The organism is Enterococcus sp. AMC2644, assembly GCF_058216475.1.
This window is the reverse complement of record NZ_CM177095.1, coordinates 792,501-817,835: the sequence shown is the minus strand read 5'-3', so window position 1 is coordinate 817,835 and position 25,335 is coordinate 792,501. Positions and strand designations below refer to the sequence as shown.

Genomic DNA, 25,335 nt, shown 5'->3' with positions numbered 1-25,335 from the left:
CCAAAATCTAAAGTTAAACTATTGCTGAAACAAGTTACTGGAAATCAAACATCATATGACAATACTGTAAGTAAAATGTCAGTTCATTCACTCGCCAAAATTTTCCAAAGCGACTAAAATGAAAATAGAAAGAGAGGAAAGAATTATGAGTAAATTAGCCAAATCACTTGTTAGTTTCTTTGTGTTATTAGTAGTTGCAGGAGGCGGGTTTTTCTACTACATGTTAGTACCAACTGCTTATTACACACAAATCAATGATAAAGGAACAGAAATCAAAGGCAGCTTTGATAATAAAGAAGAATATGTAAAATACGAATATAATCAACCAGGTTACGACAAAGATGGTGAGAAAAAAATGTTAGACTTTACGACCCATCCTGATCTAGGTAGACCTTTTAAACAAAATGCTTATTTGAAAATTAATGTTACCCGTTTTGCAGGAGAAAATAGTTACGAAGAAGTCTCTGAAGCAGAAATTCCCCAAAAAGCATTAGAACAGCTTGAAAAGAAATAGGCTTAGTACACTCTAGGTTTAATTCTCTTAAAGGATAGGTAAGCTTTAGTTGTATCAAACTGAAAATTATTAGGAAAATCAGTTCTGTAGCCAATGTAGAATATTTGTGGAGATACAAGCCTCTAGTATAAGCTAGAGGTTTTTTTTGTATGGTTATGAATGTTCGTGTTTTTATGAAAAACATGTTTTAAAACAACTAAACATGTTTAATAATCTCTGTAAACACATATAAAAGAAGCAAGATGTCGTATAATGAAGCAGGAGTTGATAAACAACTTTTAAGTGAAAATGGATTTGAGTGTTTCGCTCATGAGTAATTCAAATTGATTAAGAGCCGTACCGAAAAATAAGTTAGGTGCAAACTCTTGAAATGAACGGGGGGAATAGGTGCCACTACTAATAGTTAAATGAGCGAGTGAGCCAATTGAAGAGCAACGTTCACCTACAAAAGCAATCACCTTTAAACGATGTTCAACTGCAGTGTGTGTTAGTTCAATTAAACGACGCGTTTCACCAGAATTAGAAATAATGATAATTAACATCTCATTTTCAACAGATACGCGTAAAAATTCCAAATGGCCATTAGCGGTTGCTCGAAAACCGTATAAATTTAAATATTCAGCAAAGTAATTAGCCAAATTTTGAGAGAAACCAAAACCTAGTATCATAATACGTTTATCTTTATAGGCAGTTAATAGCTGGGTGAATTGTTGAATTTCACTATCTGAGACAACTTGAAAAGTAGGGGCTGGAGTCGGTTCGTTTTGGAAGAAAAAAACTAATTCACTATATCCAGAAAAACCAATTTTTTTTGACATGTTAACAATAGTTGCGGTCGAAACAAAAGATTGTTTGGCGACTTCGCGAATTCCCATTTGTTTTAATGTTTGCTTATTTTCCTGCATGTAACGCAAAACTTGCGCTTCTGCATCATTCAATTGATATTTCTCAATTAGCATTTCAATATTCATTTCACAATCACCTTTATATTATTTGATAGGAGCATTATATCATGGAAAAAGAAAAAATTATTCAAGATCCTTGGGCAAGAACAACAACTAGAAATGGTTTAGCAGGTGACGAGGTTATTTCTGCTTTACAAAAATCGATTCGTCGTGGCTACGAAAAAGCTGCATGTGAGTTTGCTTATGAAATGTACATTACCTCTCCTCAATATGAAGAAAAATTATGGCGTCGTTTATTAGCAATCTCTGTAGAAGATATTGGGATGGGAAATCCACAAGCAGCTATTATGGTTAATAATTTTAACCAAATGCGTAAAGAATTTCAATACAACGAGTCTGATCGCTTAATGTTTATTATCCATGCAATTCGTTACCTATGTGCTTCAGAAAAAGATCGCTCTTCCGATTTATTGAAAAATATTATGATTAAGAGTTTTGCTATGGGGTATGTTCCGGAAATTCCTGAATATGCTTTAGACAAGCATACCACTCGCGGGTTAGCAATGGGTCGTGATTCTCATCATTTTTTACACGAAGCTAGTAAAGTGATTCCTCAAGCTAAAGTAGAGAATGACTATAAAGAGCAATACAATGAAATTTTGAAAAAATACAATCCAAGTGAGCAAGTAGAAAATGCGTTTCAATTTAATTCATGGCAAGTGTAAATAGGAGGAGAAAAAATGGGAAATGTATCTATAGTGGATAAGTTGAATGGCGTATTAAGTCCATTAGCAGCGAAATTGGGGAATCAGCGTCATTTAAGAGCAATCTCTACGGGGATGATGTTTAGTTTACCGTTTATTGTGATTGGTTCCTTCTTTTTAATTTTTGCCAATCCATCAATTAACATGGAACAATATAATCCGGAAACAGCGAATTTTTTCATGCATTTTTTAGCAACATGGAAAGAATTTGCGGTCGCAAATTATGATCTAATTACAGCACCTTATAATTTAACTATGGGAATTATTGGTTTAATTAGTGCTTTTGGAATTGCCTACTCATTAGCTAATGAGTACAAACTAAATGCAGCAATGATAGGAATGATTGCGACAGTCGTATACGCAATGATTTGTACACCTGTAGTTGAAGGTAAAATCGATTTAAATTATTTAGGAACGAATGGGTTATTTGTTGCGATTATTGTTGGATTATTAGTTGTTGAGATTTGCCGTTGGTTTGAGATAAAAGAGATTAAAATTTCTTTACCAGATAGTGTTCCACCAATGGTTGCAACGTTTATTAATATGTTGATTCCGTTGTTGGTCAATATTATTTTATTTTATGGTATCAATATTATCTTCGTTGTAACGACAGATCAAATTTTTCCAGAAGCTGTGATGCAAGTGTTGACACCTGCGACGAACATTGCTGGTAGTTTAGGTGGTTTTTTGTTAATTGTGACTTTAGGCAACATTTTGTGGTTGTTTGGAATTAACGGCTCATCCATTATTTTTCCGATTGTTTTCACATTAGGAATTGCACAAACCGGCTACAATGCAGAGCAAATGACGGCAAACGAAGCAATGACTCACTTAATGAATTTACAAATGTTCCGGATTTCTGTGATGGGTGGGGCAGGTGCAACACTGGGGTTAATTTTGTTAATGATGCGCAGTAAGGTGCGTGAGTTTCGGACTATTGGTAAATTATCATTCATTCCGGGTATCTGTTCAATCAATGAACCAGTTATTTTTGGCTTGCCAATTGTATTAAATCCTATTTTAGCTATCCCATTTTTAACAGCTCCAATTGTTAATTTGTTATTGACTTATTTCGCTCAAAAAGTTCATTTAATTGGTTATGGATTTATTATTGACCCATCATTTACGCCATTTTTTGCGCAAGCATACTTATCTAGCATGGACTGGCGGAATGTCGTCTTTACTTTTGTGTTGGTGTTGGTTAGTGCGGCTATTTATTATCCATTTTTCAAAGTAATGGAAAAAAATCGTTTAGCTGAAAATAATTAAACTATAAGTAAAATTTTCTATAAAAAATACACTTAGATGGCCATCTAAGTGTATTTTTTTATCTATTTTTAAACAGTTTTAAAACCTGTTATAGTATATGTGAAATAATTTGTTTTTCATTTTAACTTAAATTTATAGTTGTTTTTGTTTGATAAAAAAATTATTTGGTGTTATTTTTGTATTTGTTAATGATACAGAATTTAGGAGCTGTTTTATAATGGATAAAGGTGCAGATATTATTGTTAAAAGTTTAGAAAACCATCATGTTCCGTTCGTTTTTGGGATTCCAGGAGCGAAAATCGATGGTGTGTTCGATGCATTAGAAGATGATGGACCAACTTTAGTGTTAACTAGACATGAACAAAATGCCGCTTTTATGGCACAGGCGATTGGACGTTTGACAGGGGAACCGGGTGTTGTCATTGCGACGAGTGGGCCAGGAGCGAGCAATTTAGCTACCGGATTAGTCACCGCAACAGCAGAAGGAGATCCCGTTTTAGCTTTGGCTGGACAAGTAAAACGTTCTGACTTAGCTAAACAGACACATCAAAGTATGAATAATACAGCCTTGTTTACACCAATTACTAAGTATAGCAATGAAATTCAAGATCCAGAAACTTTGTCTGAAAACATCGCAAATGCTTTTCGAATTGCTAAGTCAGCGAAAAAAGGAGCAAGTTTTCTATCAATTCCGCAAGATGTCACAGACAGTGTGGTTGAAGGAAAAGCAATTCAACCATTAAGCACACCTAAATTAGGACAGGCAACTTTGACAGAAATTAAACGTTTAGGCGAACGTATTCAATCAGCAAAATTACCTACCCTTTTAGTAGGGATGCGAGCTTCTACTAAAGAAACAACGGCAGCGATTCGACAATTGGTGGCTCAAACAGGATTACCTGTTGTAGAGACATTTCAAGGTGCCGGAGTTATTTCTAGAGAGTTAGAAGATCACTTTTTTGGGCGCGTAGGACTTTTTCGTAATCAACCAGGAGATATGTTGTTAAAGCGTAGTGATTTAGTAATTGCAATCGGTTATGATCCGATTGAATATGAAGCCCGTAACTGGAATGCAGAAAAAAATGCGCATGTGATTGTCCTTGATGAAATACCTATGGAAATTGACCAGTTTATGCAACCAGAATTTGAATTGATTGGCGATATTGGTGCGAATATTCAAGCTTTAGCAGAAAATATCCATAATTATCAATTGCCTTTAGATGCTAAAGAGTATCTAAGTGTTTTGCAAAAAGAAATGCAACCTCAATGTACACCTGTTCGTCCAGATTCAGGTAAAGTTCATCCGCTGGAAGTGATTGATAGCCTTCAAAAAATCGTAACAGATGATATGACTGTTACCGTGGATGTAGGTAGTCATTATATTTGGATGGCTCGTTATTTTAGAAGTTACGAACCACGTCATCTATTATTTAGCAACGGCATGCAAACTTTAGGTGTTGCGTTACCGTGGGCGATTGCAGCTGCTTTAGTTTATCCTGAATCTCAAATTATTTCGGTATCTGGCGATGGAGGTTTTCTATTTTCGGCACAAGAATTAGAGACTGCAGTGCGTTTAAAACAAAATATTATTCATTTAATTTGGAATGATGGTAGTTATAACATGGTAGAATTTCAAGAAGAAATGAAATACAATCGTTCCTCAGGTGTTCATTTTGGACCCGTAGATTTTGTTACTTACGCACAAGCTTTTGGGGCAAAAGGTCTACGTGCAACTACAAAAGAAGAGTTACAACTAGCGTTAATCGAAGGTTTAGCAACAGAGGGACCTGTAATTATTGATATTCCAATTGATTATGCTGACAATAGTGAACTAGGTAAAGTTATTTTACCAGATCAATTTTATTAGGAAGTGAGAAAATGGCAGTGAAAAATCGAAGCTATCTTTATCAACATGGATTGCTAGGCGGATTGATGAATGATTTGATGGATGGAACTGAAAAAATAGGTCAGTTATTAAATTATGGTGATTTTGGTATTGGGACGTTGGCGGGCTCAAATGGTGAGGTTATTATTTTAGATGGGGTGATGTATCATGCCTATCAAACAGGAGAAATAGTTCAACTCACTGGCGAAGAACTAACACCATATGCTGCAGTAACTAATTTTGAAGAAGAGAAAACATTTGCTTTATCAAATCAGCAAGCAGCCGATGTCAAAGCGATTATTAGTGAACAAATTAGTCCTAATTTGTTTACAGCAATTAAAATTGAAGGTACTTTTGCGATGATGCACGTACGAGTAGCTCCAAAGCAAGAAAAACCTTATCCGCGCTTTGTTGAAATAGCTCGCCATCAACCAGAATTTGAAAGAAAAAATGTTTCAGGAACTATTGTAGGTTTCTTTACACCAAAACTATTTCATGGAGCTGCCGCAGCCGGTTTCCATTTACATTTTATAAGCGATGACCGTTTATTTGGTGGACATATTTTAGATTTTGAATTAGAAGATGGTCAAATTATGCTAAATGAATTAGAAGAATTTCGTCAACATTTTCCGATTGATAACCAAGAATATCTAGAAAGTGAAATTGATATAGACGAAATTAAACAAGATATTGAAGAGGCAGAATCGTAGTCAGAAACTAAGAGATAAGTAGGAAGACGTCAACTGATTTATGTGATGTTTTCTAACGTAGTTATCGTTTTTGAAACGTTTTCTTTGTTAAAATTAAACGTTTCTTAAGAGAGTCCCAGTTTTATAATAATTTAGTAAGAAATGCTAGCGAATGGTCGTCTTTTATTCTAGATTTTGTACAATAATCTCGATAAAAGATTTGTAACACGAAAGATGAAACGAGGAGACCATTAAAATGGATTTGAAAATGAAATTTGCGCTAGTTTGTTTAGGGATGTTGACAGTTTATTCTTTGCCTTTATTTTCTTTAATTCTTGGAGCTATATATGTTATTTATTTAAATCGTAAAAAAATTAGTTAATCACAAAGAAGGAAAACAAAGATTCGTTTTCCTTCTTTTTTTCATGCTATACTAAAAGAAAAAAGGAGTAGAGAACCTATGAAAGTAGCATTAATTTCTGCATGGCATGTACATACAAAAAAATTTATGGCGCGTTTGTTAGCGAAAAAAGTAGACTGTGTCTATGTTTGGGATTTTGATGAAGTACGTGGGAAACAAGCGGCACGCGAATATCACGCACAATTTGAAGCAGATTATCGAGTGATTTTAGCAGATGATACAATTGATGCCGTAATTATTGAAGCGCCAACGACAATGCACAAAGAATTAATCATTTTGGCAGCACAAGCGAAAAAAAATATTTTTTCAGAGAAAATTTTAGCTTTAACTTCTCAAGATTGCTTAGAAATTGAAGAAGCGATTCAGGCAAACAATGTAAAATTTATGATTTCTTTAGAGTCGTTAGCTAATAATGCTTACCACTATGCACTTCAACTAGTGCATGATGGTCTATTAGGTGAAGTTACCTCAGCCTATTTTCGTCGTTCGCATGGGGCTGTTATCCAAAATCATTTACCAAGTTATTGGTTTGACGTTAGTCAGTCTGGTGGTGGCGTGACCCTTGATTTAGGATCGCATGGTTTTACATTATTGCCATTGATTTGTGGGAAACCTAAAACGGTAAGTTGTACAATGAATGAACAATGGGGGAGTGGTGTAGATGAACGTTCGACAACAGTCATTGAATTCGCTTCTGGGGCCATCGGAACGGCAACAACCTCATTTTTGGCCTCTACACTAGATAATTATCTCGAAATTATCGGTACTCAAGGTTCTTTACAAATTGTTGGGAATGAACACGAACCCCAAGCCATTTTTATTCAAAGTAATTTAAAAGCAGAATATCAACGTAAAACGTTGATTTCGTCTGAAGGTATTAGTAGATTGACAGATTATCCCATAGAGTTATTTGTGGATTTAGTCAATCATTCTGATGAAAAGGAGCTACCTTATTATGGTTTAGAGGCAGCTAAGACATTGACGCGTTTAGTTGAATGCGCCTATGAATCGGCACAAACAGGTTGCGTCGTACTGTATTAAAAAAGAGTAGCGAGAATTTTGAAGCAATTCTCGCTACTCTTTTTCTAAGCTAAAAGATCCGACATACTATAAAAGCCAATTGGTTGGTCTGCTAAAAAAATACCGGCTTTTAATGCTCCGTTGGCAAAAATATCACGTGATAAAGCAGTGTGCTTTAGTTCAATGATTTCATCATCACCTGCATAAATCACAATATGTTCGCCAGGAATCGTACCGCCACGGACAGCATGAATCCCCATTTCGCTTAATTTGTTTTCATTATCATTACCTGAACGTCCAAAAATATAGTCTTTTTTCGTTTCACAAACATCGTTGATGGCATCTGCTAAAAGCAAGGCGGTGCCACTTGGTGCATCTTTCTTCTGATTGTGATGTTTTTCGATAATTTCAATGTTAAAGTCACTTTCCAAAGCTGGAGTAATCGTTTGTAGAGCTTTGGCCAAAACGTTAATTCCTAATGACATGTTTGCAGAATAGAAGACAGGGATTTTTGCTGCAGCTTCTTTTAATAATTTTTTTGTCTCTTCTTCTAGTCCAGTTGTTGCTACGACGACTGGTAACTTTTGATTAACAGCGAATTCAATTAAATCAGGAACAGCTGTATAATGGGAAAAATCAATAATCACATCGGCTTCTTCTTGTACCTCTTTTGCGGTAGCGTATACAGGGAAATCAGCGTTTTGTTGTGGATTATGATCGATTCCCGCTACAAGGACTAATTCATTATTCGCTTTAATTGATTTTTGTAATACTTGTCCCATCCGGCCGTTACAGCCGCTTAATATTATTCGTTTCATATACTTCCTCCTACAAGATTCCGTAAGCAGTCATCTCACGCTTTAATGTTTCGATTGTGTCTTTTTCAGGTGCACCTAGTGGTAAACGGTAGCTTAAATGACATTTTCCAAGCAAAGAAACGGCAGCTTTTACAGGAACGGGATTAACTTCTGAGAAAATCGCCTGAATTAATGGTAATTGTGTTAATTGGGTTTCTTTTGCTGCTTCAAAATTGCCAGACAGATAATTATGCACCATTTCAGATGTTTGTCTTGGCGCTATATTTGCAATCGTTGAAATAACTCCAGAACCTCCGATTGAAAGTAGTGGTAGAACTTGATCATCATTGCCAGAATAAAGCGCGAAATTTTCATCAACTAAGCGTCCGATTTCTACAATTTGTGAAATATCACCGCTAGCTTCCTTAATTCCTTGAATATTTGGAATCTTTTTCAGCTCCGCAACTGTGGCAGCGTCTAAATTCATTCCTGTGCGTGATGCAACAGAATACAAAATAACAGGAATGGAAACTTGGCTACAAATTGCTTCGTAATGTGCGATTAAGCTTTTTTTCGTAGCTTTGTTATAGTAAGGAGTAACGACTAGCAGCGCATCTGCGCCTACACGTTCTGCTTCAGTTGATAAATGAATCCCATGTTGTGTATTATTAGAGCCTGTTCCGCCAATCACTGGAATTCGTCCATTGACTTGTTTTACGACTGCTTCGATTACTGCAATATGTTCTTCATCGTCTAAAGTAGATGCTTCTCCGGTTGTGCCACAAGCAATAATTGCGTCCGTACCTTGCTCAATATGCCACTCTGTCAATTCCTTCAGCTTATCGAAATCCACCGAACCATCATTATGCATTGGAGTGACCAGAGCAACGCCTGAACCTTTAAATATTGCCATTTTTTACACATCCTCTCGAATTTTATATATCAGTTCTATTTAATCTACTGGCAAAAAAACTTAAAAATGAGAAGTTTTTATGTAGATTATTGAAATTATATACTATATGATTAGAATAATTCAATGGTTAGAAAGATTTTCCTAATAAATTGATGAGGAAAATTCGTTTTTGTCCTCAAATAGTAAATTTTTATACGAAAATAGCTTTCAAATTCGCATGAATGTAACAATTAATTTTAATAAAGGGGTCATTCGATGATTAAAGAAGTAAAAAATAACCATTTATTTTGGGATGGCTGTGATACAGTCGAATTAGCAAAAACTTATGGTACACCTTTGTATGTACTCTCGGAAACGGCGGTTGTAAATGAATGTCAGGCCTTTCAACAAGATTTCATTCAAAAATATGACAATGTTCGAGTGGCATATGCATCCAAAGCATTTAATACATTGGCAATGCTAAAAATTATTGAGCGTGAAGGACTTTGTTTAGATGTTGTCAGTGGGGGAGAATTATTTACAGCAATTAAAGCTGATTTTCCAGCTGAACATATTGAATTTAACGGTAACAATAAATCAATTGAAGAATTAGAAATGGCGATTGATTATGGGGTAGGTCGAATTATTGTCGATGGTATTCAAGAAATTGAATGGATACAAGCGCTTTGTCGGGAAAAAGGTAAGACCGCTAACATTCTTTTTAGAATTACACCTGAAGTCAATGTTTCAACGCATGAATTTATTTCAACTGGGCAAAAAGATTCTAAGTTTGGGATTCCTTTGGATGAAGAAATCTTATTTCCAGTAATTGAGCAAGCAATTCATGCACCGGAAATTAATTTTTATGGTATTCATTTCCATATTGGTAGCCAATTATCAGACAATAGCACTCATTTAGCAGCTGCACGAGTAGCTTTAGGTTTGCTTTTAGAAATTAAGAAACGTTTTGCTTACGATGTCAAAGAGTTAAATTACGGTGGCGGATTTGGGGTTACTTATACCAAAGAAGATATTCGTCAACCGTATAGTTATTTCTTAGATCCGTTAATGGAACTAACGGAAGCTTTTTGTCAGAAAAATAATTTGGTTCGTCCAGCGATTGTAATTGAGCCCGGTCGTAGTGTCGTAGCCGAAGCTGGTATTAGCTTGCACACAATTGGCGCGATTAAAGATTTACCAGGTATTCGAAAATACGCATCGATCGATGGAGGCATGACCGATAATATTCGTCCAGGCTTGTATCAAGCACAGTATGAAGGAATACTTGCCAACAAAGCTGAAGAACTTGTGACTGAAACCGTGACTATTTCTGGTAAAGCTTGTGAAAGTACGGATATCCTAGTGAAAGACATTCAAGTACCAGCTATTGAATCGGGGGATATTTTTGCTACTTTTGCAACAGGCGCATATGGGTATGCAATGGCTAGTAACTATAATAAACTGCCCATTCCAGCCGTTGTTTTAGTTAAAGATGGTAAAGCAGATATTATTGTAGCGCGTCAAAGCTATGAACAAATTATTCAAAATGAGCGGATTCCGGAGTCATTAAACTAATTCTTGAATAAGAAAATACTCACAAAACATAATCAAACGAGAATTTTTTTCAAATATTAGTATAATAGAGGGAAGGGAGACTTCCCTCTTTTTAGTTAAAATCAAGGAGGAAATAACAATGACTGAAATACCAAATTGTCCAGAATGTGGATCAACATATGCTTATGAGGATCGTGGATTATTTATTTGTCCAGAGTGTGGACATGAATGGGATACTGCTGAAGTATCACAAGGACTTGTGGTGCATGATGCCAATGGTAATCTGTTAGCAGATGGCGATGCTGTTACAGTAATTAAAGATTTAAAAGTCAAGGGTGCATCAAACGCACTAAAACAAGGAACTAAAGTGAAAAATATTCGTTTAGTAGAAGGGGATCACAATATTGATTGTAAGATTGATGGTTTTGGTCCTATGAAATTAAAATCAGAATTTGTGAAGAAATTATAAGGGGATTTTTTCAGTTTCTCTTCATGGAAAATTCAAGATAACTTGTTAAACTAATGAAAAGTGAATAAAGGAGGAAATCTGAGATGCCCGGTTATGGAATGTTTTTTGATCCAACATTTATCTTAGTCATTATTGGAATGGCACTATCAATGGCAGCTTCAGCTTATGTAAATAGCACCTTTCGCAAATATGACAAAATACGCAGTCAAAATAATGTGACTGGTACCCAAGCAGCACAATTTATCTTGCAAAACCAACAGATTCATAACGTAGGAGTCCAAGGAATTGCAGGTAATCTGACAGACAATTATAATTCTGGAACAAAAATATTAAGCTTATCGCAGGCTACGGCACAATCAACTTCAGTAGCAGCGATTGGCGTTGCAGCTCACGAATGTGGACATGCTGTACAGGATGCGCAAAGTTATTTCCCTTTGCGTTTAAGAGCAGCGATTGTACCTGTGGCTAACATTGGTTCAAGTATTTCGATTCCATTAATTTTAATTGGAGCGTTATTACAAGGTCCAGTATTAGTGAATCTGGGATTAATTGCTTTTTCAATGGCATTAGTGTTTCAATTAGTCACTTTACCAGTAGAATTTGATGCATCACGTCGTGCATTGAATATTTTAAGTGAAGGTGGGCTTTTAACGGAAGCAGAAGTTCCGATGGCACGCAAAGTATTGACCGCAGCAGCATTGACCTATGTTGCTGCCGCAGTTAGTACCTTTTTACAATTGCTTCGTCTTGTTTTAATTTTTGGTAATAACAATCGAGATTAATTATGATCCTTCTTATGCAACTGCAGTAAGAAGGATTTTCTTATGAAACTAGCACATGTTTGTTGCTTAAAGGAGCTCACTATGAAAAACATGAATATCAAAGAAATTATCATTCGTTCTATTTATGCTCTAATTGGAGTTTTGATTTTGGCTTTTGGAGTAACTATTATGAAAATTGGAAACGTCGGTTTAGATCCGTTTACCAGTGCCAACATTGCTTTAGGTCAACTTTTTGGTTTGTCGTTAGGCGTTTACCAACTTGGAGTGAACATAGTTATTTTAATTCTCATTTTTTTGTTTGGTCGTAAATATATAGGGACAGGAACAGTCATTAATATGGTGTTGACGGGTTTTTTTATTGATATGTATACTGCGCTTTTTGCCTATTTAAAAATAATGGCAAACGGACTAGTGGAACAAGTGATTTGTTTAGTTGTGGGTGTTTTATTTTTTACTTTTGGCGCATCTTTTTATATGTCAGCGAATGTGGGTGCTGCCCCTTACGATTCTATTGCGCCAACAATTGTGGATAAAACTGGTTGGGACTATAAAAAAGTACGGATGGTCCAAGATGTCAGTTTTGCTCTAATTGGCTTTTTTTTCAAAGGCCCTATCGGTATAGGAACGTTCATCAATGCCTTTTTAACAGGACCATTTATTAAATTTTGGGACGGAAAAATTTCGCAACCACTTATTACTAAAAGTGTGGAAAAAGCAATGAAGCAATAATCTGTTTCGTTATTGAAAGCGATGCCGTAACAAGTAGAAGCTATTCATATTACTGTTTTTCTATTTCTCAACGTGTTATCATAGTAAAAAAGAAGAAGGAGATGTCGTATTATGAAAACATCAACAAAAGTAACAATAGGATTAAGCGTAGCAGCAATTGCAGGAATCGCAACTGCTGCAGTTGTATCAGAAAAAATAATTGGCAAGGTACATTCTATGTCTAACCGACGTAAAGTAAAACGTTTTGTCGATGACAAATTTAATGGAAATGAAACGTTATTAGGTTTTGTTGACAATTTAGAAGACAAAGACATCGATTCATTTATGAAAGTAGCTAAAAAAGTCAATAACGGCCGTGACCAAATCGTAGAATATGGTCATAATGTTAAAGATGCAACAGGTAACGTCAAAGACAAAATTTCTAACTTTGTAGAAAGTAAATTCTAATCCATAAGCTACCTCTAATAACTAGGGGTAGTTTTTTTATTTGCTTTTTCTTTTTTCCATGCTAAAGTGAGTCGAGGTGAAATGAATGAAGATAAGTTCTTTAACACAAGAACAAAAAGAATGCTTTATGAAAGAAGCAATTTTAGAAGCTAAAAAAGCAGAAACGATGCGAGAGGTACCAATCGGAGCAGTCGTTGTATTAGACGGAGAAATCATTGGACGAGGACACAATTTAAGAGAGACAACACAGAATGCCACAGCACATGCGGAAATGATTGCAATTCAACAAGCCTGTGAAAAAATGGGCAGTTGGCGTTTAGAGAATGCTCAATTATTTGTTACCTTAGAACCATGCCCGATGTGTAGCGGAGCATTGTTGTTATCTCGAGTGGAAGAAGTTTACTTTGGTGCATTTGATCCTAAAGGTGGGACGGCTGGTAGTTTGTTAAATTTATTGGAAGATGAACGTTTTAATCATTGGAGTTATGTGGAATCAGGAATTTTAGCTGAAGCCTGTGGTCAATTATTAACGGATTTTTTCCGTGAATTGCGTCGTTTAAAAAAACAAGCAAAAAAAGAAAAAAAGAACTAGTCAAATAGTAAAAAATACGTTATACTATTTTTTGGGCAATGGGAATATTGTGAAGCGTGTCAGATCTGGAAGGAAGCAGCACTAAGCAGTGATTCTCATGTGCCTGTACATAGAGTTGAGAGGACCTAGGATATGCTCCTAGGTCTTTTTTTGTGCTTTGAAAAATATCGTTACGCAAAAGGATACATATGTTTCTAAAAGAACTATCGAGTGTATTGACGTTTCTAATTTAAACACAATATACTATATATAATTTCCAAAAAAAGAATAAAGATAAAAGGGGAAATTAACGTATTTATCACTGGTAAGTACAGGAGATAGGAGGAGTGACGGTGTTTGGATTATCAAAAGATGTCTTATTAAAACGGGATATTTTATTTTACTTAGAACAACAAACAAAACCAGTTAGTAGCCAAAAAATGGCTAAAGATTTAAATAAAGTTACCATTCAAACATTACTAAAAGTAGTTAAAGAATTAGCAGAACAATTGGACAGTTGCTATGATAAAGAAGAAATGCGTCTAGAAATCAATCGTCATTATGGAGTGTATTTAGTACGTAATGGTGTAAATTTTAATCGAATTTTCGAAAAAATAATATCTGAAACAATGAATTATCATTTATTTAAACAATTAATTTTAGAACGAGCTTTTTCAGCCGAAGAATTTTGTAAAGAACATCAAATTAGTTTGTCTACACTTCGACGCCATATTGATCGAATAAATCATTTTTTTAGTGGGTATCAGGTCGTTTTAAAAATCGGGAAAAATGTTACCATTGTGGGAAAAGAATCTCAAATTCGTTTTTTACTTTTTGCTTTTTTAAGAATGACACATCGGGGAATTTCTCGCGTTTCTTGGATTGATAGTACAGAGTATCTTTTTTTAGCAAAACGCGTGACTTGGGCTTGTTTTTCAGAAGAACAGTTGAATGTAGAAGTTATTGCTTTGTGGTTGTTTGTCAATTTGCAAGCAATTAAGCAAAACAATGTTTTAGAACAGAATCTTGAGCTTGAAAGCTTTGATTTAGTTTTACCTGCGAGTGCTATAACTCCAAAAGACTGGGAATATGTTTTGACTGTGGTATTTGTATTATCGTTGTTAACAATTGAGCCACGCTGGGATTTTGAAAAACTTTATGAGTCACAAGCAACAGAAATAACACGTTTTAGCGTTAATTTGTTTGAAAAACATTTTCGTAAACTAACAGTTTCAGAAAAACAAAATTTTGCAAAACAAATGTATCGCTACTATTTAGGGAAGTGCTTGGGCATTGAATGTTTATTTTTGACAGCCATCGAACAAACAGCGATTTGTAAACATCCGCCTTTGTTAAACAAAAAATTTGAGCGGTTATGGCAAGAGTGGCTAGCTGAACCAGCTGAATTTTCTAACGAATCATTTAAACAAGCCTATTTTTTACTTTGCTATCAATTCGCTGATTCAGAATCACTGTTTCCAGTGGTTCGTATGAAAATGCTGTCCAGTTTACCTAATGAAACAATTCTTCATATGCAGTTACAAATTAGTAATTATTTAAAAAACAGTGCAACCGTTGTATTTGAAGAAACACTAGTAGATATTATCATTACAACAGAGGAAAATGTGGCAGGAATTCAGATTAGTCCCCTTTTATCAATGAAAGATTTAGAATATATTCGTCAAAATGTTTTCGACTGGACTAAACGCCAGTAAACATTAGCGAAGCTCAAAGGAACTTCTTTGAGCTTTTTTTATCGTTCAAAAAGAATCCTTGTTAGAATCTTTCTTTTTTTGGTAAACTGAGACTAGAAACAATTACTGAGGATAGAGGGAACGAAATGGAAAAAATTAGAATCTTACATACGAATGATTTGCATTCACATTTTGAGAATTGGCCTAAAATTCGTCGCTTTATTCAAGAGCATCAAAAAAGCGCAGAAGATGAATCTGTGCTAACCGTTGATTTAGGGGATTTTTCCGATCGGTGGCATCCGTTGACAGAAGCAAGTGAAGGGCAAGCAAATATTGCCTTAATGAATCAAGTTCATTATGATGCTGTTACCATTGGAAACAATGAAGGGATTGGCAATGCCAAAGCCATTTTAAATCAATTATATAATGAAGCAAATTTCGATATTGTCTTAGCCAATCTTTTTGATAAACAAACGTTGCAATTACCTGATTGGGCAAGTTCTTATAAAATTATAACTAGCCAACATGGAACAAAAATTGGTTTGATTGGTGTAACTGCACCGTTTCCATTAACTTATACACCAAATGGTTGGGATATCCGCCAATGGATGGATATCTTACCGGATTTAGTTCAACAACTGCGTCAACAAGTCGATGTTATCGTCTTGTTAAGCCATTTAGGAATTGCCGACGATTATTTGATTGCTGAAGAACTACCAGAAATTGATGTAATTTTAGGCTCACACACGCACCACTTATTTGTTGATGGCGAGCGAGTAAATGGCACTCAATTAGCAGCAGCTGGTAAATTTGGCTATTATGTAGGCGAGGTGACGCTTTTTTTAGATGACAACCACCACATTTTAAAAACGACCGCCCAAACCTATTCAACTGCCGAAATGTTGGAGTTTTCGGAGGATAATGAAGAGATTTTTAGTTATATGGAGCAAGGTCAAAAATTATTAGCTGCTAATAAAGTAGCCTGGTTACCCTATGATTTAACGCTTAATCCTTATGATGATTATTCATTAGTTCGTGAAACACTAACTGCTGTACGTAAACGGGGAAAAACAGAAGTTGCCCTTTTAAATACAGGTTTATTCTTAGATGAATTACCAGAAGGGTTGGTTAATCAAGAACAACTGCATATGATTTTGCCTCATCCGATGCGCTTGATTCGGGTTACTTTATTAGGGAGAGATGTCATTCGAATGGTGCTAGAAATTGAAAAAAACCGCCTATTTTTGCGTAATTATCCAATTGTGGGAATGGGATTTCGTGGGAAAATTTTTGGTGAAATTATCTATGATGGATTGACGTATGATGCAGCAAACCATACTGTTTTATGGAAAGGAAAACCATTAGAATCTGAAAAAGAATATTCATTGACAACAGTGGATCATCTGATGTTTGTTCCCTTTATCCCAACAATTGAAATTGCTGGCAAATACGAGTTTTTATTTCCAGAATTTATTCGTACTGTTTTAGGAAATCATCTTGCACAGACGTACTCTTTAGCCGCATTGGAAGAAAATAATTGACGGACTACACACATTATCTAAAAGAAGGTATAATGATGAATAGGTGGTGAAAAAATGACCAAAGAAAAAGCGAATATTACTGATGAAATGACAGCAGTTTTAGAAGAAATTGTTGAAACAACTGAAAAAGAACAACCCAAAAAAGGCGAACTTGTTTTACCAATCAGCGATACAGAATTTATGATTGGTAATCGTCAATATAAATTAGTGATGAATTATCGTGAAGGTTTCGATGCCCAACGCTTAGGCGAACGTTATAGTGAAGTATTAGCGCGTTATGATTATGTCGTTGGTGATTGGGGTTATGAACAGCTACGTTTAAAGGGATTCTTTGAAGTTTCAAATCGCAAAGCTCTACCCGATCAGCGTATCGATATGTTAGAAGATTATTTATACGAGTATTGTAACTTTGGATGTGCCTACTTTGTGATTCAGCGTGTAGGTGGTAAACGAGATAAAGTGAACAGTCGTCGGCGAAAAAAACGCCAAACACCTCCGCAAGCACATATTTCTGAAAAGAAAGAGGTTGTCACAAATAAGGCGAAAACAATAATTAAAACTCGTCAACCAAAAGAAAAACCAGAAAAACAGAAGCAAGTGAAAGATAAAAAAAGTTTTACGATTCGAAAGAGAGAAGAATAAATGACTTATAAAGGATACTTAATTGACTTAGATGGCACGATTTACTTGGGGAGTGCACCAATTCCTGCGGGAAAACGTTTCGTCGAAGAATTGCAACGCCGCAACTTACCTTTTCTATTCGTTACAAATAATACAACAAAAACGCCTGAGACAGTAGCTCATCGTTTGGCGAATGAATTTGATATTCATGTGGAGTCTGAAAAGATTTATACGGCTAGCCTAGCAACTATTGATTATATGCATGATGACAAAAAAGGTAATAAAGTCTATGTTGTGGGTGAAACAGGTTTAATCGACTTGATTTTATCAGCTGGTTTTGAATGGGATGAAAAAAATCCGGATTATGTCGTGGTTGGTTTAGATTCTCAGGTTACTTATGAAAAATTAACGATTGCCACTTTAGCAATTCAAAATGGTGCGACATTTATTGGGACAAATCCTGACAAAAATATTCCAACTGAGCGTGGCTTGCTCCCAGGAGCAGGTGCTTTAATTAGTTTATTAGAAACGGCGACACGTGTTCGACCAATTTTTATTGGTAAACCAGAAGCGATAATTATGGAAAAAGCTTTGGAACATATTGGTTTAACAAAAGAAGAAGTCATTATGGTAGGGGATAATTACGAAACAGACATTCGTTCAGGAATTAATAATGGCATGGATAGTTTATTAGTGTTGTCGGGTTTTACGCCGAAAGCAGCAGTTCCTACTTTACCAGTTGCACCTACGTATGTTTTGGATAGTTTGGATGAATGGGACTTTGATGATGAATAAAAAATGGCAATGGATTGAGCGATTAGGAATGGTATCTTTCTTCTTAACAGCCATTAGTTTAGCAATCACAGTAACGATTAATTTCCAGCCTTTATATAGTTGGTCTGTCGATCAATTTCAAGTATTAAACTATACAAGTTTGTCTAAAAATGAATTGTTGGATAATTATCGCTTACTATTAAATTTTTTAAATAATCCATGGAATCAAACCTTGGCATTACCGGACTTTCCGATGTCTGAAGCAGGAGCGGGGCATTTTTATGATGTGAAAAAGTTATTTCTATTAAATTACAGCGTTTTAGCAGTTTCGATTATTCCGACGGGGATGTTTTTCCGCTATCTCCAAAAACATCGTCGTTTTTGGCGCTTGCTATTACCAACAAAAATGGGGATGATTGTACCAATCGTTTTTGGCTTTTTTATGATGGTTGGTTTCGATACTTTTTTCACTAAATTTCATGAGTTGTTTTTTAGTAATGATGATTGGTTATTTAATCCAGTGACAGACCCGATTATTAATGTACTACCAGAACAATTCTTTATGTATTGTTTTGTTCTATTTTTTATTTTGATAGAGATTTTTTTCTTAATACCGTTTATATTAGGTCAAATAGAAATAAAAAGGAGTTCGCACAACTAAATCATGCGAACTTCTTTTTATTGAGTAATATCATGTGCTTTATCTGGATATTGATGAGCTATACGGCTCGCAGCAGATGCCGCAATTGCACCAACAATATCATCTAAAAAGGTATGCACACGTGGACCTTCATGGCTATTAAGCTCGGCTAAAATTCCTGGTTTTACTTTATCGATATATCCATAATTAGTGAAACCAATAGAACCATATACATTTACAATTGATAGCGCAAGAATTTCATCAATGCCGTACAAGCCTTCATCTTCAGCAACAATCTCTTGTAAAGGTTGAAGCAATTTGTCTTCTTCAGCTAAAATATCTAATTGAATGCCTGTTAAAATCGCATTGTGGACTTCTCGTTTAGTTAAAACAGAATTGACGCTATCCACACATTCTTCCAAGGTGAGATTAGGCAAATATTTTTTTTGAAGATGCATGACTAAATTCGCGATGTCAACAATGGAAACACCGCGATCACCTAATAATTGGCGAGCTTTTTGTTCCAAGTCACTTGTTTGTAAGACCATAAAAAACCTCCTATTAGCTTTTCGAGTATGTTATTCCTTTATGTTATACTATTGCACGACTGGAATCAAATAAAGAAAAGCAGGGAAGTGACGTTTTCTCTTGTTGATTTTTCTGAAACGAATTGAGCAGAAAGGTAGTCAAATAGTGATGGAATCATTTTTTCAATGGAAGAAGAGACTAGATGGGTTCCTACTTATGAGCGTAAATCAAAAGCTTTTTTGGCTTTTTGCAGGCGAGTACCTAGCTGCTGAGACGCCAGAAAAACTGCTCTTTTTAGTGAAAAAAATAGTTGCAAGCTATGAAGATTACTTGTAGATAAAAAGAGGAAAGTTCTGTTTGAACTTTCCTCTTTTGCTTATTCTTGGAAAAGGCTAGTGCTATGGGCAGGTTGCGTCCGATTTTTTGGATTAATGTAATGCAGAGCATTGTTTACTGCTGTCGGTGCTTCGCCAAATCCTGTGGCAATCAAGTTCACTTTGCCATCGTACAAAGTAATATCTCCACAACAATAGACACCTTCCATCGAACTACGCATGTCAGAACGGACAGGAATTCCTTGTCGAGAACTAGTGAGACCCCAGTCTTTTAAGTTCAAAGAAGAAGTGAAGCCATAATTAACAATTAAATAATCGACTGATAGACGTACTGTTTCTTCGCTTTTTGGCGCTTGAAGAGAAATTTCTTCAAGCATACGTTCACCAGCTACTTCCTTAATGATATAAGGTGTCATAATGTTGACTGATGATTGTTTTAATTGATTCACGCTATATTCATGTGCTCGAAACTCTGAGCGACGATGGATAAGCGACACTTCTGCAGCGATTGGTGCGAGCATTAAAGCCCAATCAATGGCTGAATCACCACCACCAGCAATCGCTACTTTTTTTCCTGCATATTTCATTAAGTCAGGCACATAATAATCCACACCATAATTTTCAAAATTTTCAGCATTAGGAACCGTTAATTTTCGTGGTTGAAACGATCCGTTTCCTAGGGCTAAAATAACGGCACGAGAATAGTGTGTGCGTTTATTTGTTGTTAATTCAATAATACCATCTTCTAGGCGTTCAATTTTTAAGACTTGTTCTTCTAAACAATACCGTTGATTAAACGTAGTGAGTTGTTTTTCTAACTTTTGCACTAACTCACCAGCTTTCACTTTAGGGTACCCTGGAATATCATAAATATATTTTTCAGGATATAATGTTGCAAGTTGTCCACCAAGCTGTGGTAAGGTATCAATAATTTTTGTTTTGGCATTCCGCATACCGGCATAAAAGGCAGCAAACATCCCGGCCGGACCTGCGCCTACAATTGTAATATCGTAAATATTCATCAGTATAAGCTCCTTTGTAAACTGAACATTGTTTTTGTAATTACCATTATAACAAAGAATATTGTGCGTGGCATTTTTATTTTTTTCTGCTATTATTAGACTATCAAACCGTAAGGAGGAGATTTATTTGTCTCAATTTCCACAATTAGACTTAGCAAATCAAAAGGGTGTTAACGCACTCGTTAAAACAAACCGTGGGGATATTACAATTCAATTATTCCCAGAACACGCACCAAAAACTGTTGAAAATTTTGTTGAATTAGCCAAAAAAGGTTACTATGATGGCATTATTTTCCACCGTGTTATTCCTGATTTTATGATTCAAGGTGGCGATCCAACCGGCACTGGTATGGGTGGTGAAAGTATCTATGGTTCAAGTTTTGAAGATGAATTCTCACAAGAATTGTTCAATTTACGTGGTGCCTTATCAATGGCAAATGCTGGGCCAAATACAAACGGTAGTCAATTCTTTATCGTAACCAACCAAAACGTACCTGCAAATATGATTGGACAAATGGAAAGTGCTGGTTACCCAGCAGAAATTGTTGATGTCTATAAAAAAGGTGGTACACCTTGGTTAGATTTCCGTCATACAGTATTTGGTCAAGTAACAGAAGGCATGGATGTTGTTGATGAAATTGGCAATGTTCAACGTGGCCCCCAAGATCGTCCTGTCCATGATGTAGTTATTGAAACAATCGAAATCAGTGAATAACCTTTTAAAGGATAAGCTGAAATCCGAATGGTCTCCTCTTGCTAGAAATAAAGCAGAGGACCATTCGGATTTTTTTTAGCTTATATTTAAAATACCTGAGCAATTCGTTGCAGTCCTTCTTCTAAGATGCTTCTTGGGCAAGCAACATTTAAGCGCATGTGTTGATTACCCATTGAGCCAAATGTAATACCAGAATTTAACACAACACCGGCTTCTTCAATCATTTTTTTATTTAGCTGGCTATTTGTTAAGTGATAGGCTGAAAAATCAAGCCATAATAGATAAGTCGCTTCTGGCTTCATATAGTTGATTTTTGGCAGATGTTGATCTAAAAAATTTAAAGTAAATTGTATATTTCCTTCTATATAAGTTAGTAATTCGATTAACCAATCTTCGCCATGTTGAAAGGCTGCTTGTGTTCCTAGCATGCCAAATGTATTCACTTCATTTTGATAAAGTTGTTGCTGTAGCGTTTTAAACTTATGACGTAAGTCGGGGTTTTTAATAAAAACCATGGATTGTTTAATTCCAGCTAAATTGAATGTCTTTGTTGCTGAAGTTAATATAATTGAATGGTCCATGAATGTTGAATCAACATTATGATAAGTTGTAAATATATGAGGAGCAAAAACAATATCTTGATGGATTTCATCACTAATTACAAGGACACGATGCTTTTGACAAATAATTCCAATTTTGTATAGTTCCTCTTGACTCCACACTCGTCCACCAGGGTTGTGAGGATTACATAGGATAAATAGTTGAACATTCTCTTTTATAATTAGTTTTTCAAAAGCTTCAAAATCAATTTTAAATTGCTGATGACTAATCAATTGATTACGAACAAGTCTTCGTTGATTGGCTTTGATTACATTGGCGAAAGGCGGATATACAGGATCATGAATTAAAATAGCATCATTGGGTTTGGTGAAAGCTTGGATCGCTAAGGCGATACTTGGTACGACACCGCTATGAAAGAGGATCTCTTCTTTTTGTAGGGTATACTGATGTTGATTTGCTTGCCAATCGATTATTGCTTCGTATAGTTTTTCAGGAAATGTTGCATAACCTAAAATTCCGTGATGAATGTATTCTTGAAGTGCAGTTTGTATAGCAGGCAAGACAGGAAAATCCATATCGGCAATCCATAATGGAAGTAAATCTTCTTTTTTATATTTTTTTTCAGGTGTATCCCATTTGACACTATTGGTGTTTTTTCTTGGAATGACTGTATCGAATCGATTCATAATAAATTTCCCTCCATAAAAGCTAGTGATTCTCTGCTTCATTTTTTTATTAGTTATAGTATAATAAAAGATGCGAAGAGAGGGAACGATATGACATATAAAATTGGGGATATTTTAGAAGGAACAGTGACCGGAATTCAACCATATGGTGCATTCGTTTCATTAGATGACGAAACACAAGGGCTGATTCATGTGTCAGAAATACAGTCAGGTTTTACAAAAAACATTCATGAAGTCCTACAAATAGGTGACTCAGTAAATGTACAAGTGATTGATATTGATGAATATACAAAGAAAATTAGTTTATCACGACGCACCTTAGAAACGAAATTTGTACACACAGGTCATCGAAAAAAACGCTACTTCACGAATAAAAATAAGCGTATTGGTTTTCGAACCATTGATGAGCAATTACCACTTTGGATGAAAGAAGCGATGGAAATGCTTTCTTCAGAAAAATGCTGAAAATCAACTGTATCTGTTGATAAATTGTGTTATCATATAGGAATAGAAGAGAATACCGATCGAGGTGAGTATGTTGAAAAACAAAAGAGTTGCCGGAACAGTCATGCTTCATTTGGAAGATGGCTCGAAGAAATTTTTGATGCGCATGGTTGATGAGAATTTAGAATTAGCATCTACAGATTTTTCAGAAGAACGTACAGGATTAGCGAATATCTTACAGTTATTGAAAGAAACAGTACACCTTGATATTTCCTGCATTGAGTTAGTAGAATTAACGAATGGTTATGCAGATAATATGAGCATTCCGCTGTTTGTGTTTGAAACACAAGAAAAAGATCAAAGTAATTCTTTACCAGAAAAATATGCTTGGAGAGAGGCAAAAGATTTTCGTCAAATTATTCAAGACTATGATATTGATGGGATGCCTTTTTTCTAAAAATAAATGATTTGAAGCCGATTTTCGGCTTTTTTTTACCGATATTTTTAGGATGGATAGTAGTAGAATGTTCGAATTTCATGTTTATAAAAATGGATAACACATAGTATGAACCTTATTCGAGTTAAAATGCGAACAAATGTATAAATGAGTCGTATTTTAACTCGAAAGTCTGTTCTTTTTTTAGTTGACGCTGTAGCTAAAACGTGATAAATTAATCAACGTTGATTGAATGACAAACAACAAACAAAACTTTTGAAATTTTTTTAAAAAAAGAGTTGACGAAGTAAATGACAGATGATATTATAACGAAGTCGTCAAAATTGAAGAGGTTATAAACGTTGTAATCACAACAAAATAACTAAAAAATTCTGTTGACAAATAACAATTCATTTGTTAATATTATAAAGTCGCTGTGAAGAAGTTAAATACTTCAATAAAAAAACTTTTAAAATATAGTTGACATTCGATTGTCGAAGTGATATTATATAAAAGTTGCTAACGCAGCAAAAAGTAGACCTTTGAAAACTGAACAAAGCAAGCAAACGAACCAATTGTGTAGGACACTTCTATTAGATAGAAGTTATACAACAAGCAAGCAATAGCTAGCAAAGTTAAATTTTTTATTGAGCTTAACAATCGAAAGATTGTTTCAAATTTTTTATGAGAGTTTGATCCTGGCTCAGGACGAACGCTGGCGGCGTGCCTAATACATGCAAGTCGAACGCTTCTTTTCCGCCGAACTTCGGTTCACTGGAAAAGAGGAGTGGCGAACGGGTGAGTAACACGTGGGTAACCTGCCCATCAGAGGGGGATAACACTTGGAAACAGGTGCTAATACCGCATAATGCTTTTTCTCGCATGAGAGAAAGCTGAAAGGCGCTTTTGCGTCACTGATGGATGGACCCGCGGTGCATTAGCTAGTTGGTGAGGTAACGGCTCACCAAGGCAACGATGCATAGCCGACCTGAGAGGGTGATCGGCCACACTGGGACTGAGACACGGCCCAGACTCCTACGGGAGGCAGCAGTAGGGAATCTTCGGCAATGGACGAAAGTCTGACCGAGCAACGCCGCGTGAGTGAAGAAGGTTTTCGGATCGTAAAACTCTGTTGTTAGAGAAGAACAAGGATGAGAAGAGAATGTTCATCCCTTGACGGTATCTAACCAGAAAGCCACGGCTAACTACGTGCCAGCAGCCGCGGTAATACGTAGGTGGCAAGCGTTGTCCGGATTTATTGGGCGTAAAGCGAGCGCAGGCGGTTTCTTAAGTCTGATGTGAAAGCCCCCGGCTTAACCGGGGAGGGTCATTGGAAACTGGGAGACTTGAGTGCAGAAGAGGAGAGTGGAATTCCATGTGTAGCGGTGAAATGCGTAGATATATGGAGGAACACCAGTGGCGAAGGCGGCTCTCTGGTCTGTAACTGACGCTGAGGCTCGAAAGCGTGGGGAGCGAACAGGATTAGATACCCTGGTAGTCCACGCCGTAAACGATGAGTGCTAAGTGTTGGAGGGTTTCCGCCCTTCAGTGCTGCAGCAAACGCATTAAGCACTCCGCCTGGGGAGTACGACCGCAAGGTTGAAACTCAAAGGAATTGACGGGGGCCCGC

26 protein-coding genes, 1 rRNA gene and 1 other RNA gene (1 of these 28 cut by a window edge) are annotated in these 25,335 nt (G+C 35.9%); 22 read left to right on the top strand and 6 right to left on the bottom strand.

The features are described from left to right. Nucleotides 1–145: 145 nt before the first annotated feature. Nucleotides 146–514, top strand: coding sequence for a YxeA family protein (locus tag AC4BC5_RS04030; protein ID WP_490496892.1), 369 nt, complete (start codon nt 146–148; stop codon nt 512–514). A gap of 278 nt (nt 515–792) precedes the next feature. Here AC4BC5_RS04030 and AC4BC5_RS04025 read toward each other — a convergent pair whose 3' ends face one another. Next, nucleotides 793–1,485 carry a MurR/RpiR family transcriptional regulator gene (locus tag AC4BC5_RS04025; protein WP_490496891.1) on the bottom strand — a complete coding sequence of 231 codons (693 nt, stop codon included), beginning with the start codon at nt 1,483–1,485 and terminating at the stop codon, nt 793–795. A gap of 41 nt (nt 1,486–1,526) precedes the next feature. On the opposite strand from AC4BC5_RS04025, the gene AC4BC5_RS04020 reads away from it, so the two are divergent. The 5 genes from AC4BC5_RS04020 to AC4BC5_RS04000 all read left to right on the top strand — a co-directional run bounded on the left by AC4BC5_RS04020 (nt 1,527) and on the right by AC4BC5_RS04000 (nt 7,488). Beyond that, nucleotides 1,527–2,144, top strand: coding sequence for an AAA family ATPase (locus tag AC4BC5_RS04020; protein WP_490496890.1), 618 nt, complete (start codon nt 1,527–1,529; stop codon nt 2,142–2,144). 15 nt (nt 2,145–2,159) lie between these two features. Continuing rightward, a complete protein-coding gene (locus AC4BC5_RS04015) occupies nt 2,160–3,452 on the top strand; it encodes a PTS sugar transporter subunit IIC (protein WP_490496889.1) in 1,293 nt (430 codons plus the stop codon). 217 nt (nt 3,453–3,669) lie between these two features. Then, nucleotides 3,670–5,319, top strand: a complete 1,650-nt coding sequence (gene alsS / locus AC4BC5_RS04010) for an acetolactate synthase AlsS (protein ID WP_490496888.1) — start codon at nt 3,670–3,672, stop codon at nt 5,317–5,319. Between the two features lie 11 nt (nt 5,320–5,330). Beyond that, nucleotides 5,331–6,047: an acetolactate decarboxylase gene (gene budA / locus AC4BC5_RS04005; RefSeq protein WP_490496887.1), complete on the top strand. Its 717-nt coding sequence runs from the start codon at nt 5,331–5,333 to the stop codon at nt 6,045–6,047. 439 nt (nt 6,048–6,486) lie between these two features. Further along, nucleotides 6,487–7,488, top strand: a complete 1,002-nt coding sequence (locus AC4BC5_RS04000; protein WP_490496886.1) for a Gfo/Idh/MocA family protein — start codon at nt 6,487–6,489, stop codon at nt 7,486–7,488. 44 nt (nt 7,489–7,532) lie between these two features. Here AC4BC5_RS04000 and dapB read toward each other — a convergent pair whose 3' ends face one another. Together dapB and dapA are read right to left on the bottom strand one after the other, a co-directional pair. Continuing rightward, entirely contained in the window at nt 7,533–8,285 is a 753-nt protein-coding gene (gene dapB / locus AC4BC5_RS03995) for a 4-hydroxy-tetrahydrodipicolinate reductase (RefSeq protein WP_490496885.1), read from the bottom strand. Between the two features lie 10 nt (nt 8,286–8,295). Then, nucleotides 8,296–9,177, bottom strand: a complete 882-nt coding sequence (dapA, locus tag AC4BC5_RS03990) for a 4-hydroxy-tetrahydrodipicolinate synthase (protein WP_490496884.1) — start codon at nt 9,175–9,177, stop codon at nt 8,296–8,298. Between the two features lie 255 nt (nt 9,178–9,432). Here dapA and lysA point away from each other — a divergent pair, with 255 nt between their 5' ends. The 12 genes from lysA (at nt 9,433) to AC4BC5_RS03930 (ending at nt 18,999) form a co-directional block, all read left to right on the top strand. After that, a complete protein-coding gene (lysA, locus tag AC4BC5_RS03985) occupies nt 9,433–10,731 on the top strand; it encodes a diaminopimelate decarboxylase (RefSeq protein WP_490496883.1) in 1,299 nt (432 codons plus the stop codon). A gap of 118 nt (nt 10,732–10,849) precedes the next feature. Further along, nucleotides 10,850–11,179, top strand: coding sequence for a zinc ribbon domain-containing protein YjdM (locus AC4BC5_RS03980; RefSeq protein WP_490496882.1), 330 nt, complete (start codon nt 10,850–10,852; stop codon nt 11,177–11,179). An 83-nt stretch (nt 11,180–11,262) separates the two neighbouring features. After that, nucleotides 11,263–11,961 carry a zinc metallopeptidase gene (locus AC4BC5_RS03975; RefSeq protein ID WP_490496881.1) on the top strand — a complete coding sequence of 233 codons (699 nt, stop codon included), beginning with the start codon at nt 11,263–11,265 and terminating at the stop codon, nt 11,959–11,961. 81 nt (nt 11,962–12,042) lie between these two features. Then, entirely contained in the window at nt 12,043–12,690 is a 648-nt protein-coding gene (locus tag AC4BC5_RS03970) for a YczE/YyaS/YitT family protein (protein ID WP_490496880.1), read from the top strand. Between the two features lie 111 nt (nt 12,691–12,801). Beyond that, nucleotides 12,802–13,137, top strand: a complete 336-nt coding sequence (locus AC4BC5_RS03965; protein WP_490496879.1) for a hypothetical protein — start codon at nt 12,802–12,804, stop codon at nt 13,135–13,137. An 85-nt stretch (nt 13,138–13,222) separates the two neighbouring features. Beyond that, nucleotides 13,223–13,729: a tRNA adenosine(34) deaminase TadA gene (tadA, locus tag AC4BC5_RS03960; protein ID WP_490496878.1), complete on the top strand. Its 507-nt coding sequence runs from the start codon at nt 13,223–13,225 to the stop codon at nt 13,727–13,729. A gap of 22 nt (nt 13,730–13,751) precedes the next feature. Then, nucleotides 13,752–13,850, top strand: an RNA gene (gene ffs / locus AC4BC5_RS03955) — signal recognition particle sRNA small type. A 211-nt stretch (nt 13,851–14,061) separates the two neighbouring features. Beyond that, nucleotides 14,062–15,423, top strand: a complete 1,362-nt coding sequence (locus AC4BC5_RS03950) for a helix-turn-helix domain-containing protein (RefSeq protein ID WP_490496877.1) — start codon at nt 14,062–14,064, stop codon at nt 15,421–15,423. A gap of 125 nt (nt 15,424–15,548) precedes the next feature. Beyond that, nucleotides 15,549–16,943, top strand: a complete 1,395-nt coding sequence (locus AC4BC5_RS03945; RefSeq protein WP_490496876.1) for a bifunctional metallophosphatase/5'-nucleotidase — start codon at nt 15,549–15,551, stop codon at nt 16,941–16,943. A gap of 54 nt (nt 16,944–16,997) precedes the next feature. Beyond that, nucleotides 16,998–17,585, top strand: a complete 588-nt coding sequence (locus AC4BC5_RS03940) for a YutD family protein (RefSeq protein ID WP_490496875.1) — start codon at nt 16,998–17,000, stop codon at nt 17,583–17,585. After that, a complete protein-coding gene (locus AC4BC5_RS03935) occupies nt 17,586–18,359 on the top strand; it encodes a TIGR01457 family HAD-type hydrolase (RefSeq protein ID WP_490496874.1) in 774 nt (257 codons plus the stop codon). Then, nucleotides 18,349–18,999 (top strand): TIGR01906 family membrane protein, encoded by a 651-nt coding sequence (locus AC4BC5_RS03930; protein WP_490496873.1) that lies wholly within the window; start codon nt 18,349–18,351, stop codon nt 18,997–18,999. Before AC4BC5_RS03935 ends, AC4BC5_RS03930 begins: the two co-directional genes overlap by 11 nt. A gap of 17 nt (nt 19,000–19,016) precedes the next feature. On the opposite strand, the gene AC4BC5_RS03925 is transcribed toward AC4BC5_RS03930, so the two are convergent. Next, nucleotides 19,017–19,526 (bottom strand): phosphatidylglycerophosphatase A family protein, encoded by a 510-nt coding sequence (locus tag AC4BC5_RS03925; RefSeq protein ID WP_490496872.1) that lies wholly within the window; start codon nt 19,524–19,526, stop codon nt 19,017–19,019. A gap of 356 nt (nt 19,527–19,882) precedes the next feature. Further along, nucleotides 19,883–20,863: an NAD(P)/FAD-dependent oxidoreductase gene (locus tag AC4BC5_RS03920; RefSeq protein ID WP_490496871.1), complete on the bottom strand. Its 981-nt coding sequence runs from the start codon at nt 20,861–20,863 to the stop codon at nt 19,883–19,885. 127 nt (nt 20,864–20,990) lie between these two features. On the opposite strand from AC4BC5_RS03920, the gene AC4BC5_RS03915 reads away from it, so the two are divergent. Then, complete coding sequence (locus tag AC4BC5_RS03915) at nt 20,991–21,578, top strand: peptidylprolyl isomerase (RefSeq protein WP_490496870.1); 588 nt, start codon at nt 20,991–20,993, stop codon at nt 21,576–21,578. An 86-nt stretch (nt 21,579–21,664) separates the two neighbouring features. Here AC4BC5_RS03915 and AC4BC5_RS03910 read toward each other — a convergent pair whose 3' ends face one another. Then, entirely contained in the window at nt 21,665–22,825 is a 1,161-nt protein-coding gene (locus tag AC4BC5_RS03910) for a MalY/PatB family protein (protein WP_490496869.1), read from the bottom strand. A gap of 90 nt (nt 22,826–22,915) precedes the next feature. Between AC4BC5_RS03910 and AC4BC5_RS03905 the strand changes: the two genes are divergently transcribed. The 3 genes from AC4BC5_RS03905 to AC4BC5_RS03895 form a co-directional block, all read left to right on the top strand. Beyond that, on the top strand, nt 22,916–23,290 hold the full coding sequence (locus tag AC4BC5_RS03905) for a CvfD/Ygs/GSP13 family RNA-binding post-transcriptional regulator (protein WP_490496868.1): 375 nt from the start codon (nt 22,916–22,918) through the stop codon (nt 23,288–23,290). A 70-nt stretch (nt 23,291–23,360) separates the two neighbouring features. Then, nucleotides 23,361–23,726, top strand: coding sequence for a hypothetical protein (locus AC4BC5_RS03900; protein WP_490496867.1), 366 nt, complete (start codon nt 23,361–23,363; stop codon nt 23,724–23,726). Between the two features lie 659 nt (nt 23,727–24,385). Next, nucleotides 24,386–25,335: ribosomal RNA gene (locus AC4BC5_RS03895) — 16S ribosomal RNA — on the top strand (it continues 608 nt past the right edge of the window).

Bases quoted from the DNA above. Each gene is read 5' to 3' on its own strand.
- AC4BC5_RS04030 (WP_490496892.1), top strand. From the start codon at position 146: ATGAGTAAATTAGCCAAATCACTTGTTAGTTTCTTTGTGTTATTAGTA.
- AC4BC5_RS04025 (WP_490496891.1), bottom strand. From the start codon at position 1,485: ATGAATATTGAAATGCTAATTGAGAAATATCAATTGAATGATGCAGAA.
- AC4BC5_RS04020 (WP_490496890.1), top strand. From the start codon at position 1,527: ATGGAAAAAGAAAAAATTATTCAAGATCCTTGGGCAAGAACAACAACT.
- AC4BC5_RS04015 (WP_490496889.1), top strand. From the start codon at position 2,160: ATGGGAAATGTATCTATAGTGGATAAGTTGAATGGCGTATTAAGTCCA.
- alsS (WP_490496888.1), top strand. From the start codon at position 3,670: ATGGATAAAGGTGCAGATATTATTGTTAAAAGTTTAGAAAACCATCAT.
- budA (WP_490496887.1), top strand. From the start codon at position 5,331: ATGGCAGTGAAAAATCGAAGCTATCTTTATCAACATGGATTGCTAGGC.
- AC4BC5_RS04000 (WP_490496886.1), top strand. From the start codon at position 6,487: ATGAAAGTAGCATTAATTTCTGCATGGCATGTACATACAAAAAAATTT.
- dapB (WP_490496885.1), bottom strand. From the start codon at position 8,285: ATGAAACGAATAATATTAAGCGGCTGTAACGGCCGGATGGGACAAGTA.
- dapA (WP_490496884.1), bottom strand. From the start codon at position 9,177: ATGGCAATATTTAAAGGTTCAGGCGTTGCTCTGGTCACTCCAATGCAT.
- lysA (WP_490496883.1), top strand. From the start codon at position 9,433: ATGATTAAAGAAGTAAAAAATAACCATTTATTTTGGGATGGCTGTGAT.
- AC4BC5_RS03980 (WP_490496882.1), top strand. From the start codon at position 10,850: ATGACTGAAATACCAAATTGTCCAGAATGTGGATCAACATATGCTTAT.
- AC4BC5_RS03975 (WP_490496881.1), top strand. From the start codon at position 11,263: ATGCCCGGTTATGGAATGTTTTTTGATCCAACATTTATCTTAGTCATT.
- AC4BC5_RS03970 (WP_490496880.1), top strand. From the start codon at position 12,043: ATGAAAAACATGAATATCAAAGAAATTATCATTCGTTCTATTTATGCT.
- AC4BC5_RS03965 (WP_490496879.1), top strand. From the start codon at position 12,802: ATGAAAACATCAACAAAAGTAACAATAGGATTAAGCGTAGCAGCAATT.
- tadA (WP_490496878.1), top strand. From the start codon at position 13,223: ATGAAGATAAGTTCTTTAACACAAGAACAAAAAGAATGCTTTATGAAA.
- AC4BC5_RS03945 (WP_490496876.1), top strand. From the start codon at position 15,549: ATGGAAAAAATTAGAATCTTACATACGAATGATTTGCATTCACATTTT.
- AC4BC5_RS03940 (WP_490496875.1), top strand. From the start codon at position 16,998: ATGACCAAAGAAAAAGCGAATATTACTGATGAAATGACAGCAGTTTTA.
- AC4BC5_RS03935 (WP_490496874.1), top strand. From the start codon at position 17,586: ATGACTTATAAAGGATACTTAATTGACTTAGATGGCACGATTTACTTG.
- AC4BC5_RS03930 (WP_490496873.1), top strand. From the start codon at position 18,349: ATGATGAATAAAAAATGGCAATGGATTGAGCGATTAGGAATGGTATCT.
- AC4BC5_RS03925 (WP_490496872.1), bottom strand. From the start codon at position 19,526: ATGGTCTTACAAACAAGTGACTTGGAACAAAAAGCTCGCCAATTATTA.
- AC4BC5_RS03920 (WP_490496871.1), bottom strand. From the start codon at position 20,863: ATGAATATTTACGATATTACAATTGTAGGCGCAGGTCCGGCCGGGATG.
- AC4BC5_RS03910 (WP_490496869.1), bottom strand. From the start codon at position 22,825: ATGAATCGATTCGATACAGTCATTCCAAGAAAAAACACCAATAGTGTC.
- AC4BC5_RS03905 (WP_490496868.1), top strand. From the start codon at position 22,916: ATGACATATAAAATTGGGGATATTTTAGAAGGAACAGTGACCGGAATT.
- AC4BC5_RS03900 (WP_490496867.1), top strand. From the start codon at position 23,361: ATGTTGAAAAACAAAAGAGTTGCCGGAACAGTCATGCTTCATTTGGAA.